The sequence below is a fragment of the Mycobacterium sp. 050134 genome (genome assembly GCF_036409085.1).
Classification (GTDB): domain Bacteria; phylum Actinomycetota; class Actinomycetes; order Mycobacteriales; family Mycobacteriaceae; genus Mycobacterium.
Map to the genome: position 1 here is coordinate 17,442 of NZ_JAZGLV010000025.1, position 15,043 is coordinate 32,484.

Annotated in this window: 4 protein-coding genes and 4 pseudogenes; 1 reads left to right on the forward strand and 7 read right to left on the reverse strand. The window is 69.3% G+C overall.

From position 1 onward, the window contains the following. Window positions 1-11: 11 nt before the first annotated feature. From SKC42_RS23385 to SKC42_RS23395, 3 genes and pseudogenes are all read right to left on the reverse strand, one after another. On the reverse strand, window positions 12-9,239 hold the full coding sequence (locus SKC42_RS23385; RefSeq protein ID WP_330966635.1) for a fatty acid synthase subunit beta domain-containing protein: 9,228 nt from the start codon (window positions 9,237-9,239) through the stop codon (window positions 12-14). A 652-nt stretch (window positions 9,240-9,891) separates the two neighbouring features. After that, the gene (locus SKC42_RS23390) at window positions 9,892-10,614 is read right to left on the reverse strand and encodes a glycoside hydrolase domain-containing protein (protein WP_442932232.1); all 723 of its coding nucleotides are present in this window, start codon (window positions 10,612-10,614) and stop codon (window positions 9,892-9,894) included. Between the two features lie 226 nt (window positions 10,615-10,840). After that, a pseudogene (locus SKC42_RS23395) lies at window positions 10,841-12,040 on the reverse strand (secreted hydrolase); the annotation flags it as partial. Between SKC42_RS23395 and SKC42_RS23400 the strand changes: the two are divergent. After that, window positions 12,030-13,016, forward strand: a pseudogene (locus tag SKC42_RS23400) (aldehyde dehydrogenase family protein); the annotation flags it as partial. The pseudogenes SKC42_RS23395 and SKC42_RS23400 overlap by 11 nt on opposite strands. Window positions 13,017-13,145: 129 nt before the next feature. Here the strand turns inward: SKC42_RS23400 and SKC42_RS23405 are convergent. The 4 genes and pseudogenes from SKC42_RS23405 to SKC42_RS23420 form a co-directional block, all read right to left on the reverse strand. Next, on the reverse strand, window positions 13,146-13,571 hold the full coding sequence (locus tag SKC42_RS23405; RefSeq protein WP_330966636.1) for a nuclear transport factor 2 family protein: 426 nt from the start codon (window positions 13,569-13,571) through the stop codon (window positions 13,146-13,148). Window positions 13,572-13,763: 192 nt separating this feature from the next. Then, window positions 13,764-13,985 (reverse strand): annotated as a pseudogene (locus SKC42_RS23410) (AMP-binding protein); the annotation flags it as partial. Window positions 13,986-13,989: 4 nt separating this feature from the next. Further along, window positions 13,990-14,390: pseudogene (locus SKC42_RS23415) on the reverse strand (Rieske 2Fe-2S domain-containing protein); the annotation flags it as partial. Window positions 14,391-14,561: 171 nt separating this feature from the next. Continuing rightward, a complete protein-coding gene (locus tag SKC42_RS23420; protein WP_330966637.1) occupies window positions 14,562-15,014 on the reverse strand; it encodes a nuclear transport factor 2 family protein in 453 nt (150 codons plus the stop codon). Window positions 15,015-15,043 lie beyond the last annotated feature (29 nt).

The window sequence follows — 15,043 nt, forward strand, 5'->3', positions numbered from 1 at the left end:
GATGCGTCGGGTCACTCCGGAGTGACCTCGTAGGCGTCGCCATCGCCGAGCCGGGCGCCCGGATTGAGCAACATCGCCGCCTCCTGCCGCTTCTCCGACGCGTCGTGGTCGAAGCGACGGTCGGGTGGCCGCTGGTACATCGGCGGACCGCCGGCGATGGCCGAGACCAGTCGGCGCTGGCCGGCCAGCAGGCGGGCGTCGGCCCGCCGCTGGTAGTCGGCCCGCTCGTCGGGGCTCAGCGTGGCGAGGAACGCCTGCGGGTGCACCAGGGCCACCAGGCCCGAGACGTGACCGAAGCCGAGGCTGGTCAGCATCCCCGCCTTGAGCGGGAACTTCTCTCCCAGCTGCAGCTTCTCGCGCACCCAGACGAAGTGGGCGGATGTGGCCAGCTCCTCATCGACGCAGTCCAGGCTGCGGTTCGGTGGGATCACCCCGTCACGCAGCATCTGGCACAGGCCCATCATCTGGAAGACCGCCGCCCCGCCCTTGGCGTGCCCGGTCAGGCTCTTCTGCGACACCACGAACAGCGGCGCACCCGGCGAACGTCCCAGCGAGTCGGCGAGCCGCTCGTGCAGTTCCGTCTCGTTGGGGTCGTTGGCCAGCGTCGACGTGTCGTGCTTGGAGATCACCGCCACGTCGTCGGCTCCCACGCCCAGCTTGGCCAGCGCGCCCGCCAGCGGCGAGGCCTTGCCGCCCCGGCCCGCACCCAGCGCTCCCAGCCCGGGGGCCGGGATCGAGGTGTGCACACCGTCGCCGAACGATTGCGCGAAGGCCACCACCGCGAGCACCGGCAGCCCCATCTTCAGGGCCAGGTCACCGCGGGCCAGCAGGATGGTGCCGCCGCCCTGGGCCTCGACGAAGCCCAGCCGGCGCCGGTCGTTGGGCCGGGAGAACTTCGAGTCGTCGATCCCGCGGCCGCGCATCATGCCGGTGTCGGCGGTGGCCGCCATGTCACCGAAGCCGATGATGCCTTCCAGCGTCAGGTCGTCGATCCCGCCGGCCACCACCATCTCGGCCTTGCCGAGCCGGATCTTGTCCATGCCCTCCTCGACCGACACCGCCGCGGTCGCGCACGCCGCCACCGGGTGGATCATGGCGCCGTAACTGCCGATGTAGGACTGCACCACGTGGGCCGCAACGATATTGGGCAGCACCTCCTGGAAGATGTCGTTCGCCTTGCTGCGACCCAACAAGTTGCCGTGGTACATCTTCTGCATCGAGCTGCCACCGCCCATGCCCGTGCCCATGGTGTTGGCCACCAGGCTCGGGTGCACGTATCGCATCACCTCGGCCGGGCTGAAGCCGGCGCTCAGGAAAGCGTCGACGGTCGCCACGATGTTCCACACCGCCAGGCGGTCAATGGAACTCGCCATGTCCGGGCTGATGCCCCACACGGTCGGGTCGAACCCGGTCGGCACCTGGCCGCCCACCACGCGCGACAGTTTCGTCTTGCGCGGCACCCGGATCTCGGTGCCGGCCTTGCGGATCACCTGCCAGTCGCTGGAATCGGGCACCGGCCGGGCGACCGTGTGCTCGGGGTCGAACTCGACGAAGGCCCGCGCGTCGGCCTCCGAGGACACCACGAAGCTGAAGTCCTTGTCGAGGAACACCGACACCAGCAACGGCGACGCGTGGTCGGGGTCGATCGCACCGTCGTCGACGAATTCCCGGATGCCGCAACGCTCCACCACGGTGTCGTGGTAGCGCTCGACGAGCTCGGACTCGTCGACCAGATCGCCCGACTGGGTGTCGTACCACCCGGGTTGCGGGTCGTCCTCCCAACGGATCAGCCCGGTCGTCCAGGCGAGCTCCAGGACGCCGGCCGCCGACAGCTCGTTGTCGACCTCCATCTCGAACCGGGTGCGCGAGGAGCCGTACGGCCCGATCTCGGCGCCGCCCACGATTACGACCAGGTCGGCCGGGTCGATGTCGAGGTCGTCCCACAGCGGGGGCGGTGCCGGCGTGAACCCGCGCGGCGGGGACGGCAACGCGGCGATGGTGCCGGTGGCCTCGGGCGCTTCGGCGTCTTCGTCCTGATCCGACGTCGCCTGCTCCCGCGCCTTGGCGGCGAGTTCGGCCATGTCGAGGTTGGCCTCGGCGAGCCCGCCGGTCAGATCCGCCTTGATCGGCGCGCCGGCCGCGGCAACCTTGGACTCCGGGTCGCACAGGTCCAGCAGCATGCCGGCCATCTCGTCGGTCGAGTAGGTGGTGACGCCGGCCTCCTCGACCGCATCCACAATGGCGTCGTTGTGGCCCATCAACCCGGTGCCGCGGGTCCACCCGATCAGCGCGTGCGCCAGGCTGACCCGGGAGGCCCACGAGGACTCGGCGTGCCAGCGGCTCACCAGGGCGTCGAGCGCCGACTTGGCCTCACCGTACGCGCCGTCGCCGCCGAACATCCCGCGGTTGGGCGAGCCGGGCAGCACCACGTGCAGCCGCGAGGCGATGTCACGCTCGGCGCCGATCTTGGACAGACCGCCCACCAACCGCTGCACCGCCCACAGCAGCACCTTCATCTCCATCTCGGAACGCGATCCGGCCTCCGAGAGATCCCCGGCGACGCGGGGCGCCGCGAAGGGGAACAGCAGCGTCGGCGTCTGCGCATCCTTGATGTGAATGGATTGCGGCCCAAGGCTTTCGGTCTGCTCGCTGCCGACCCACTCGACGAGGGCGTCGATGTCGGAGTACGACGCCATGTTGGCCGGGACCACCCACAGGGAGGCGCCGTAGCGGGCGTGGTCGCGGTACAGGCCGCGGTAGAACGCCAGCCGGTCCTGGTCGAGCTTGGACGTGGTCGCGATGACCGTGGCGCCGCCGTCGAGCAGGCGCCCGACGACCGACGCCGCAATCGAGCCCTTCGAGGCGCCCGTCACCACGGCCACCTCACCGCTGTAGCGGCCCGGGTCGGGGTTCTCCGCGCCGGCCGCGATGCGCCCGAACAGCGACGCATGGATCTGCCGGCCCGCGGCCAGCGCCTTGCCCTGCCACCAGGTGGCCTGTGTGGCGACCACGTGCCCCGCGCCCTCGAACCGCTCCGACAGGCTCACCCAGCGGGCATCGATGTCGCCCTCGTCGGCCAGCCACAGCTTGACCAGATCCTCGCGGGCGCTGGCCCACCGGTCGTCGAACAGGACGGCCTTCTTGCCGTCGAACACCGGTGCCACCAAGCGTGGCCAGTCCGATCCGAGTTCGGCGGTGACCAGGTCGATGAGCTCGGCGTCGGTCGCCGTCGGCATGGCGCCCACCGGAGTATCGTGGCCCAGCTGGCCCAGGATCAGGCGGGCCGCCGACGCCAGCACGCCGTCGGGACCGGTGATCTGGTCGGTGAATTCGCTCAGCGCGGCCGCGTCGACGGTCGCGCCGCCCCCGCCGCCCGACGACGGCAGCGCGACCGAGATGCCGTGGCGCGCGGCGACGGCCGTGACGGCGGCGTCGATCACCCGATCGACCGAGGCGCCGTCGGCCAACGCGCCCTCGTGCAGGTGGCCCAGGCCACCCCCGCGCACGCTGGTGCCCTCGCGCGTTCCCAGCGCGACCTCCACGGTGACGTGCTTGGCCCAGCCGTCGCCGAGCTCCCAGGTCTTCTTGACCCGCTCGGCGATGGCGCCCGGTCGCTTGCCCGACGGCCCCAGCACCGTGCGTAGCTGGTCGTTGATCGCGTCGGTAAGCACTGGGCCGTAAGGCTTGTAGGTGCGGGCCAGCTTGGTCACCTGCGCCCGCAGCCCGGTCAGGTCGGCCTCGGCGGCGCCGTCGATGGCGCCCAGGTTGAGCTCCGAGCCGAGGTCGACCAGCAGTTGGTTGCGCCGCGACGACGCGCCGTCGGTGATGGACTCGATGGAGTCGAGCTTCTCGATCTGATCGATGCGCATCTTTGCCGACAGCGCGATCAGCGCGCACGTGGCGTCGGCGGCGTCGAACGCGATGTCGTCGGGGCGCGCGGCCCCGCTCGGCGCCGCGGGAGCGGGCGCCGGCGCGGCCTGCGCGGCACCCTCGGCCGGAGCCGCCTCCGCCACCGGCTCCGCCACGTCCTCCGGCTCCGGCTCGGGATCGGTGTCGGTGGCGAACAGCACCGCCGCGTCGCGCTCGGCGTTGAGCACTTCGACTGTGCTGTGGGCATATTCGGCTAGCTTGAGCGTGTTGGTGGCCAGCCCGGCCACGGTCGGGGCCGACTTCACGCCGATCTCGACGAACCGCTCCACGCCCAGGCCGCCCGCGGCCTCCTCGGTGAACAGCAGGTCCTGCGTCTCGATCCAGCGCACGGGACTGGCGAATTGCCATGCCAGCAGCTCGATCAGCACCTTGCGCGCGAGCTCGCGGGGCTTTTCTGCGCGCCAGGTGTCGTAGTCTGCGAGGATTTCGTCCAGCGGTTCGGCGGGCACCAGGTCCCGGATCTCCTGGACGAAGTCGCGGTCGAGCGAGAACGGGCGCGGCACCAGGTTGGGGATGTAGCGCCCGATGATGATCTCGGGATCCTTGTCGCGGGGCATGACACGCTCCAGCGACCGGCGGAAGTCGGCGACGCCCACCCGCAGCACCCGGGAGTGGAACGGCACGTCGATGCCCGGCACGAGGATGAAAGACCGCTTGCCCCCGCTGATTTCGCGGCGACGCTCGACCTCGGCCTCGAGGGCTTCCAGGCCGCGCACCGTGCCGGCGATCGCGTACTGGGAGCCGCGCAGGTTGAAGTTGACGATCTCGAGGAACTCGCCGGTGCTCGCCGCGATGCCGGCGACGAACGCGGGAACCTCGTCGTCGGGCAGGTCGATCTGCGAGGGCCGGATGGCAGCCAGCCGGTAGTTGGACCGGCCCAGCTCGTCGCGCGGCACGATGTCGTGCATCTTCGAGCCGCGGTGGAACACCATTTCCAACAACGCTTCCAGCTCGTAGATGCCGGTCACGCAGGCCAGCGCCGTGTACTCGCCGACCGAGTGCCCGCACGCGGTGGCACCCTCGACGAAGGCGCCCTGCTCGCGCATTTCGGCGACCTGCGCGGCCGCCACGGTCGCCATCGCCACCTGGGTGAACTGCGTGAGGTACAGCACGCCCTCGGGGTGGTGGTAGTGCACCCCGCTGGCGATGATGCTTGTGGGGTTGTCGCGGACCACGTGCAGCACCGAGAAGCCCAGGGTCTCGCGGGTGAACTTGTCCGCGGTGTCCCATACCTTGCGAGCCGCCTTGGACCGGGCCCGGACCTCCATGCCCATGCCCTTGTGCTGGATGCCCTGACCGGGGAAGGCGTACACCGTTTTCGGCGAACCCAGTCGCGCGGTCGCCGACATCACCAGGTCCGACCCGACGCGGGCGGCCACCTCGAGAACCTCCGCGCCCTGGTCGATTCCGACGCGGTCGACGCGGAAGTCGACCTCGTCCCCCGGACGCACCATGCCCAGGAACCGCGCGGTCCAGCCGATCAGGCGGGCCGGCGGGCGGGCCTGCCCGTCGGTGGCCGTCACCGAGTGCTGCGCGGCCGCCGACAGCCACATCCCGTGCACGATGGGCGATTCCAGGCCGGCCAGCAGCGCGGCGGCGCGGTCGGTGTGGATGGGGTTGTGGTCGCCCGACACGACGGCGAACGGGCGCATGTCGACCGGCGCGGTCATCCGCACGTCGCGGCGGCGACGGCGCGGTGTGTCGGTGGCGTTCTTCGACACCGCACCGCCGGCGCGGGCCGGGTCGGTCAACTCGACCGTGCCGGTGCGGCCCAGGATCGCGAAACGCTCACTGAGCGTGGCGATCACGGCCCCGTCGGAGTCGCTCACCTGCACGGCGACGGGCACGACGCGGCCCATATCCGTGTCGATGGCGGCCGAAGCCGTTGCGGTGACGGTCAATTGGGCCGGCACCGTAGGCAGCGTGCCGACCAGGTGGGCCGCGTGGTCGAGGTGCACGAGGCTGAGCAGCCCTTCCACGACCGGCACCCCAGCGTCGGTGGCGGCCGAACCGATGGCGGCGAACACCGCCGGCCAGCAAGGGCCGACCAGGGCGTCGGGCACTGTGGTCAGGCCGGGAGCCAGCGACGTGGAGAAGGCGGCGGTGACGCCGGTGTGGTCGGCGACCCGCTCGGGGTCCCAGTCCACGGTCACGGTGGCGGTGCCGTCGGTGACGGGGGGCAGGGATTGCGGCCCGTCGACGCCGGCGGCGATCGCGAGGACCGCCCGCATCGCGGCGGCGGCGTCCTCGACGGAAACGACCGGGGCGCCACCGTCAAAGGTGTTGGGCGGCAGCGAGAACGGGATCTCGATCCAGGTCCCGGACACGGGCACACTGAGCACCACCCGCTCGCCGTCGACCTCGAGCCGCGCCCCGGTGGACGGGTGGTTGGCGCGCCGGCTCTCGGGTCCGTCATGCACCAGCCAGTCCCCCGGTTCGGCGAGCCGGTGCACCGGGTTGGTTGCGGTGCGCCCGGCCCACTGCACGTCGGGGGCGTCGAGCACGACGGCCAGCGGCCCGGTGACGTCGGGGCGGCCCAGCCGGCGCGACGGCACGGGCTTGGGGCCCCCGCCGGCGGCCAGCACCTCGTCGACGGCGGCCTGCTCGAACCGGTCCAGCAATTCGCCGACGGGCTCGTCCATGCGGGTGATGCCGGCGACCGCGGCCGTGCCGGGGATGATGCACACCTGGTCGGCGTCGTAGCGGGCGTCGTGCGCCTGCCAGAGCGAGTCGCTGCGCCACCAGCGCCGCACGTCCTTGTCGATGACCGGGACGAAGTTGACGGGCTTGCCCAGCGTCTTGCACAGCGTGACGAAGAACGGGACGTCGGCCGGATGCAGTTGCACGGTGTCGGCGTCGGGGTAGTGCGCCATCAGCAGCTCGATCGCGGCTTCGGGGTTCTCCAGCAGCGCCGAGTCGTCGAACAGCGTCGCGATCGGACCGGAATCCTTGGCGTGCAAGCGCGCCTCGGCGCGCTGCAGCATCTGCTGGAACCGGTCACGCCAGGTGTCCGCCAGCCACGGGCTGCCGGGACCGGCGGTGTCGGCGGTCGAGTCGCCGTCGCCGATGGCCAGCTCGACGTAGCGGCGCAGCCACTGCAGGTAGGTCATCTCCGCGACGTCGCCGAAGTACGGCTTGGCGGTCTTGGCCATCGCCGCGATGATCTCGTCGCGACGCTCGGCAACGGCATCCGCGTCGCCCGCGACCTCGTCGAGCAGCCGGCCGCACCGCGACGCGCTGTTGTCGATCTCGTGGATGTCCGCGCCCAGTTGGCTGCGGCTGGAAGCCATGCCGCCCTGGGCTTTTCCGGCGCCGATCCACTGGTCGGTGCCTTGGGTCTCGACGAGCATCCGCTTGACCGACGGCGACGTGGTGGCCTCCTTGGTGGCCATCGCGGCGGTGCCGACGAGGATGCCGTCGATCGGCATCAGCGGGAAGCCGTACGCCTTCGCCCAGCTCCCGGAGAGGTACTCGGCCGCCCGTTCGGGGGTGCCGATGCCGCCGCCCACGCACACCGTGATGTTGGAGCGTGACCGCAGCTCGGAGTAGGTCGCCAGCAGCAGGTCGTCCAAGTCTTCCCACGAGTGGTGACCACCGGCGCGCCCGCCTTCGATGTGCACGATCACCGGCTTGGTCGGGACCTCGGTGGCGATGCGGATGACCGACCGGATCTGCTCGATCGTGCCGGGCTTGAACACGACGTGGCTGATGCCGACCTCGTTGAGTTCCTTGATCAGCTCGACGGCTTCCTCGAGCTCCGGGATGCCGGCGCTGATGACGAGTCCGTCGATCGCCGCGCCGGACTGGCGGGCCTTCTGGACCAGTCGCTTGCCCCCCACCTGCAGCTTCCACAGGTACGGGTCGAGGAACAGGGCGTTGAACTGGTACGTGCGGCCGGGCTCGAGCAGGCCGGCCAGTTCCTCGACGCGGCCGGCGAAGATCTCCTCGGTGACCTGCCCGCCGCCCGCCAGCTCGGCCCAGTGGCCGGCGTTGGCGGCCGCGGCGACGATCTTGGCGTCCACCGTGGTCGGGGTCATGCCCGCGAGCAGGATGGGCGAGCGCCCGGTAAGCCGGGTGAACTTGGTCGAGAGCTTGACCCTGCCGTCGGGCAGGCGAATCGCGGTCGGGGCATAGCTCGACCACGCCCGGGCCACCTCGGGGACGGCGCCGACGGTGAACAGGTTGCGCTGGCCACCCCGCGTCGCGGCGGGGACGATGCCGATGCCCAGCCCGCGGATCACCGGCGCGGTCAACCGCGTCAGGATGTCGCCTGGACCTAGGTCCAGGATCCACCGGGCCCCGGCTTCGTTGAGGCGCGTCACCTCGTCCACCCAGTCGACGCGCCCGACCAGGATGGACTCCGTCAGGTCGCGGACCAGGGCGACGTCCAGGCCGACCTTTTCGGCCCAGCCGCACACGATGTCGACGCCGTCGGCCAGGCGTGGCGTGTGGAAGCCGACCTCCACCTGGACCGGGTCGAAAACGGGCGCGAAGACGTCGCCGCCGCGCAGCTTGTTCTTGCGGTCGGCCCCCTCTTTCTCGGAGATCTGCCGGCAGTACAGCTCGAAGCGGGAGAGTTGCTCGGGAGTGCCCGTGATGACCACCGAGCGGCGACCGTTGCGGATGGACAGCACCGGCGGCAGCACGGTACGGACGTCTTGCGCGAACTCCTCGAGCAACCGGCCGATGCGCTCGGGGTCGGCGTTGGTGACCGAAACCATCGGTGAACGGTCGCCGAGCACGGAGATGCCCCGACGACGAGCGACGAGCGTCCCGGCCGCGCCGATCAGCTGCGCCAGCGCGAGCAGTTCGACGTCGCGGGCGCCCGCGGCTTTCAGTGCCTCGACGGCGAGCACGCCCTGCGAATGCCCGGCGACAGCCACCGGCGGCGTCACGGCGAAGTCCATGCCCTGGCGCGCCAGGGCGCGGACGGCCGCCATCTGGGTGAGCAGCACACCCGGGATGGACACCGCGGCGGACGTCAGGTGCCGGCCCGCGGGAACGGGGTCCTCGGCCGCCAGTGCACGCACCCAGGCCAACGGCTCGAAGCCGATGGGACGGACGACGACCAGTTCCCGGGCCACCGGCTCGAGCAGCAGCTCGGCCTCGCCGACCAGCGTCGCCAGCTCCGACTCGATCCCGGCCGAGGACACCAGCTCCTCGAGGGTCTCCAGCCAGGCGCTGCCCTGGCCGCCGAAGGCGACGGCGTAAGGCTCACCCGCCGTCAGCCGGTCGACCAATGCATGGGAGTGCTGCGGGCCATTGTTGTCGCGGTCGGCGGACACCCGGTCGTGCTCGTGGATCGTCACCTGCTACATCTCCCCTACGTGCGTCTTTACGTCTTCTGTCGTCCGGCTGGTCGGCTCTGGCAGGCGGGCGCCTCTCCGCCGTCGATTCCGCGTCGAATCACAGCCGGAAAACGGCTGACCGATGTGTTGCCGTTCGTTGTCCAGGGGCCGCTGGCTGCGCCTGCCTCGAAATTCCTCGCCTTCGGCGGCACCGCGGACTGCATCGGATGTACTAAGAGTGTCATAAGGATCAGTGCACTTTTTGCCTGCTGATTGGTTACTGGTGAGTTCTACGCACGGGTAACCGTGTCCTGAGTAACACCGGGTTCGAGCCCCGGCGCGGACGTCCCGAACAAACGTGCTGCATGCAGGTGGTTACGGTCGAGTAGCTATAACTGCGCTGTTCAAGGCCGTATTGTTATGTAATCGTTATGTAAAAAATTTCGGGTCGTAAGATTCGCGAACGCGGCCGCGCGCCGACCGGCAAACCTTCTCGATGCCGGCGAATCAGCGAACGAGTGTTTGCTGGAATGCCGCGCCGTGGCGCCCGGCAGCGACGGGCGAGGACGGAGGCGGCCCCGGGGACGCCCACCGCCGAGATTGCCGCGAGGGTCGCGCCCTGCCGCCGATCACGACCATTGCGGCCATCCGGGTGCCGGATGAGCGGGCGCGACTAGACCCACTGGCCGAATTGGGGCTTGAGGATTTCGTTGATGTCGACCCCGATGCCGCCGACGCTGCGCTTGTCGATCTCGACCTGGTGCAGGTGCGCGGCGGGATGGGTGAATCCCTTCGGCGATCCCCAGTTGTGCTGCCAGAAATAGGAGCCCAGACCATCATGCAGCGCCCAATCGATGGTCTTGGAATTCGCGTACACACCTGTGCGCTGGTGCCCGATCACCGACTCCCACGACCGCAGATACGGGACGATCTGCTGTTTGTACTGTTCGTAAGAGGGATCGTCGTCGATCGAGGCGTAAATGGGGGCCGCCGCCGGGCCGCCCGCGGCGGCGTGCAATTGCATTCCGCGCTGCGCATGCTGCACGCCCGCGCTGGCCCCGCCCAACCAGTCGGCCGTGCTGCCCTTGCCGAACTGGTAGCAGGAGACGATCTTCAACCCGTTGCTGTTCAGGTCCTGCGCCTCGGACACCTGGATGGGCTTGCCCAGCATCCAGTTCCCGCCCGGCCGCCGATCGGACACGTAGCGGATCGAACCGACCGCCCCGGCGGCCCTGATCTGGCTTGCCGGGATGACGCCGGCGGCGTAGTCGAGCAGGGTGCCCAGCGACGCCGACGCCGGCGCCGCGCTCACCGACGCGCCCGCGACACCCAGCCCCACCAAGGCGGGCGCCGCGGCCGCGAATTTCAGCAGGTTGCGTCGCGAAACCGATGGCACAAGCCACAGCGTACGGCGTCGCCACTCCTGACACGGGGACATCATGAGTCACAGCTGCATCACATTGAGCCGGAGTTCGTTTAGCGGTCGGTCCGAGCCCCTCGCCCAGGCAGCACGATGACGCTGACCGCTTCCAGGCCGCGACGGGTGGCCTGCGCGGCGCGATCACCACCTCACGTGGGAGCGGGCGCTCGGGAGCGCTTCCGCTGGCACGTCGAGCCGTTGATCAGCCGTCAGCGGCCAGCAGGGCGATGAGGTCCTCGAAAAGGGTTGCCAGCAAGTCGTTTCCGCCCGGGCTCATCGTGGTCAACAGCTCGGCCGCCTCGCCGCGGCGACCGGCGGACAGCAATTGCACCAGGAGCCGCACCATCACCTGCAGATCGCGGTCGGCCGCTTCCAGGTTCGCGACGCTGGCGGCGAGGACTTCCACCAATTCCCAATCGCGGTAGAGCGCCAGGGACCGCTCGTTGAATGCAAAGGCGGTTACCGACTGGCCACCCAGCGTGCCGCGATAACGGTAGGGCCCCTCCATGTACTCGATCGGCAGACCGTGCGCCGGAGCGGCGACCAGCGGTTCTCCGATGATGTCGAGTTGCAATGCGCGGGATGTGATTCGGTGGCGGTCCGGCATGTAGCGCGCCCGAGCCGGCGGACGCACCAGGGTGCGGACCGCGTCCGGCCAGCGGACGTAGCTGGTGGTCGAGACTTCGACGTCCTCGGCGCATCCGGGCGCCATCACCGGATCCGGATAGCTGGTGGTCGCGCCGGAGAATGGTTGCGGCGCATTGCCGTTGGTGCGATCAAACTGCCGCCAGATACTCATGTCCACACCGTTGTCGAAATTGATGGTGCGCCACTCGTGCGACCGGGACCGCGGGTCTCCGCCCGATCCCCCGCCCCCGGCGTACTTCGGAAACCATTGCCGGTCGATATGCCCGGCGGTCCCGGTGACCTGCTCGACCGTGTCGCCCCAGCGCAGGATGCCGGTCATCGACATCCCGGTTTGGAAGTACGAATACGTGTCGCTCTGGCCGAAGCACGCAATCTTGCCGTTGTAGGTGGAGGCACCCACGGGTGTCGTTGCGCGCGTCGGAGTTACGACGAGGTCCAGCCGCATGGCGCGTCCGTCGCTGTCCCGACCTACCAGGCCGACGCGGTAGGTGAAGGGCTGCAGGTTCCCATCGCTGTCGCGGCAGGCGGTCCAGGATGCGGTGCCGACGCTGCTGCGGTAGCTGAGGTCGAGCTGGCCCACGGCCATCGAGAGCTTGCGCCGGGCCCCCAGCTCCATGTTGGCCGGTGGCATGTCGTAGTCGGTGTAGGTGCCGTAGTCACCGGTGTCGAGGTCGAACAGCGCCATCGTGTAGAAGTCGGCGACCACCGTTCCCCCGGGCCGGTTCTTGTTGAAGATGGTCAGGAAGGCGAACGGCCCTGAAGACGTCGACGCGGCCGTCGCCGCCGCGCCACGCCTTCGACCGCGGACCGTGGCCGCGGGCGACCCATGCTGAGCGGATGGTCAAGGCCGAGCAGCTGGCCGCGACCTACGCCGGCCACGCCGACGAGATGGCCGATCTCATCACCGACGAGATGGGGTCCCCGCGCAGTTTCAGCCGCCTGGGCCAGGGGGCTGCCGCGGCGGGCCTGATGCACCTCGCGCTGGCCGCAGCGCGCGACTTTCCGTGGACCGAACGCCGCCAGGGTGTGCTCGGCGAGGTGCACCTGCGCAGGGCCCCGGTCGGCGTCGTCGGCGCGATCGCGCCCTGGAACGTGCCACAGTTCCTGATCATGCCGAAGCTGATCGCGGGCTGCACGGTCATCGTCAAGCCGGCGCCCGAAACGCCTTTGGACGCTTTGTGGTTGGCGGAGATGATCGAGCAGATCGGTCTCCCCGAGGGGGTGGTCTCGGTGCTGCCCGGAGGGACCGACGTCGGCGAGGCGCTCGTGCGCCATCCCGGGGTGGACAAGATCGCGTTCACCGGCTCCAGCGCCGTCGGCCGCCGTATCGCCGCGCTGTGTGGGGAACAACTGAAGCGCTGCAGCCTGGAACTGGGCGGCAAGTCGGCGGCGATCATCCTCGACGACGCGGACATCGAGAAGACCGCCCGGTGCTGACCGTGCTGCGCTACCGCGACGAAGAGGACGCTATTCGCATCGCGAACGAGAGCGACTACGGTCTGGCCGGCTCGGCGTGGACCGCCGACATCGCGCACGGGCTGGAGATCGCGGCCGGTGTGCGCACCGGCACCTACGGCATCAACATGTACACGCTCGACATCGGAACGCCGTTCGGCGGTTTCAAGCAGTCCGGCATCGGGCGAGAGTTCGGGCCGGAGGGGCTGGACGAGTGTGTCGAGCTGCAGACCTTGGTGTGCAGGGGGCAGTTGCCGCCCCTGAATGCCGGCTGAGCAAGCGCTGTCGGGCCGGTGCGGGGTTCTCCGGTCGCGCCGACCATCTTCAGCGCGTCTTCGTAGGTGCGAAATGTCAGCTCGTAGGCGATCTGCCCGGCAAGATCCTCCTCCACGTACCGGCGGGGCTCACATGACGAGCGGATGCCGGCTGGGCACCGAATCCCAGGTCAGCTCGCGCGAGGCGAAGTACCAGTCACCGCGCTCGTAGATCAGCGAGTCGCGGAACGTTCCGGTGGCGCGGAGGGTGGTGTCGCCGTACATGCTCGCGAAAAGGACGGCGACGCAACGCTGCACGGCGTTGACGCTGTCGACGCGGATCTCATGGTCCAGCGTCACCAACCGCTGTCCGTCGCCGCCGTCGAACGCCGACCGCACATCATGGAAGGACTCCCCGTCACGCGCGTAGGTGGCGCCGGAGTGCCGGAACGTGGCAAGCCAGCGCGCCCGGTCCCCGTCGGAAAACGCCCGATTGTGCCGGGCGTTGAGATCCAGGATGGCGACCCGTGCCGTCGCCGCCTGGAGCAATTGCTGTTCTTGATAGGTCATGGTCATGGTGCTCCGGCCTTTCCGTGGCTACAGCGACGACGAATTGGCGTAACGCTAGCGTAACTTTCCGGCTTTTACGTAACATTAACGTAACTTAACGGCGAACGATATACCCCCGCCCCGCCCGGTGCCACGCGTTCGGGGTCATGCCCCGCACGCGTAAACGTCTTTGCGGATCCCCCCGATCACGTTCGCGGGGAACAGCGCCAAGCGGTCACCGTGTCCGATCCCCAGGTCGGTCAACATGTTCGCGGCCGCGCAGGAACGCCGCCGCATCTGGTCGGAAGTGACGTCCTCGCTGGCGATCGTCGCCATGACGCGGTCGGGATGCTGCTCGGCGCGGCGATCAAGCACGGCCGCCACGGTGAACGCGTCGACGCCGAAAGCACCGGGCCCGAAGCGCTGACGCTGACTGCACATCAGGCCCGTACCACGCCATGCTCGGGTAGGTGCGGATGCGGACGTTGTTCTTGCAGCCGATCTTGCCGTACGGGATCAACGCGTTGGTCTCGTCGCCGCGCCACTGCCAGCCGTGCCAGGGGTCGACGATGTTCTCGCCCTCGACGACGCCCCCACCGCGAGGTTGGCACCGAGATGCTGGCAGTACGCGTCCATCAGATGTACCCGGCCGGATGCGGTGCGGAAAAGCACCAGCTCCTCGCCGAATTAGTGCGCGCGCTTGACCTGACCCGGCGCGAGATCGGAGCCGAAAGCCACGATGAACCAGCCCGTCGGGAAGCGGTAGGACGACAGCGCAATGCCCGCCTGCCCGAATTCGCGCTCCGACGGGTCGCCACCCGGTTCCGAGGCCGAGTCCGAAATCATCTGCGTCACGAACACTCCGTATCTCCGCGCGGCCTGGGCGCGACTGGACGGCCCCTCGCTCATCGCTGTTCGGCGCTCTATTTTCACTATTTTAATCATTGAACGTCAACGTGGGCCCGGCCTGGCGCGCGAGGCTGGGCGGAAGTCCTTGCGATAGCCGCCCGTTCGCGGTCAGGACGGCTGCGTGCCGGGCGCCGGCATGGTGCCGAACGCGGCCATCACCGCCAGCGGGTCGAGGTAGTCGCGCCAGTGCGCGATCTTGCGGTCCCTGATCGTGATCACCGAGACGAATCGGTTGACGTAGGGCGCGCCGGTTTTCACGACGGTGCCGTGCATGGTGTACTCCACCACCACCACGGATTTCTCCGGGTCAAAGTAACGGTGCACGTCGCTGCTGCCGTCCTGCACGATCGACTCGCCGTAGTCGGCGTACAGCTCGGCCAGAGCTTCCCGCCCGACGATCCGGCGCGGATAGGTCGGAACGGTGATGATGTACTCGACCACCACATCCTCGGCGTGCATATCGAAGAAATCTGTTCCGTCGACCAAGCCCCCGACGGCCTCGGCCACCAGCTCGAAGTAGGGCCGCATCGCGGCATACTTCGTCATGTCTCGCGCTTCCATGGGTGTCCTTAAGTTCGTAGGTGCAGTTA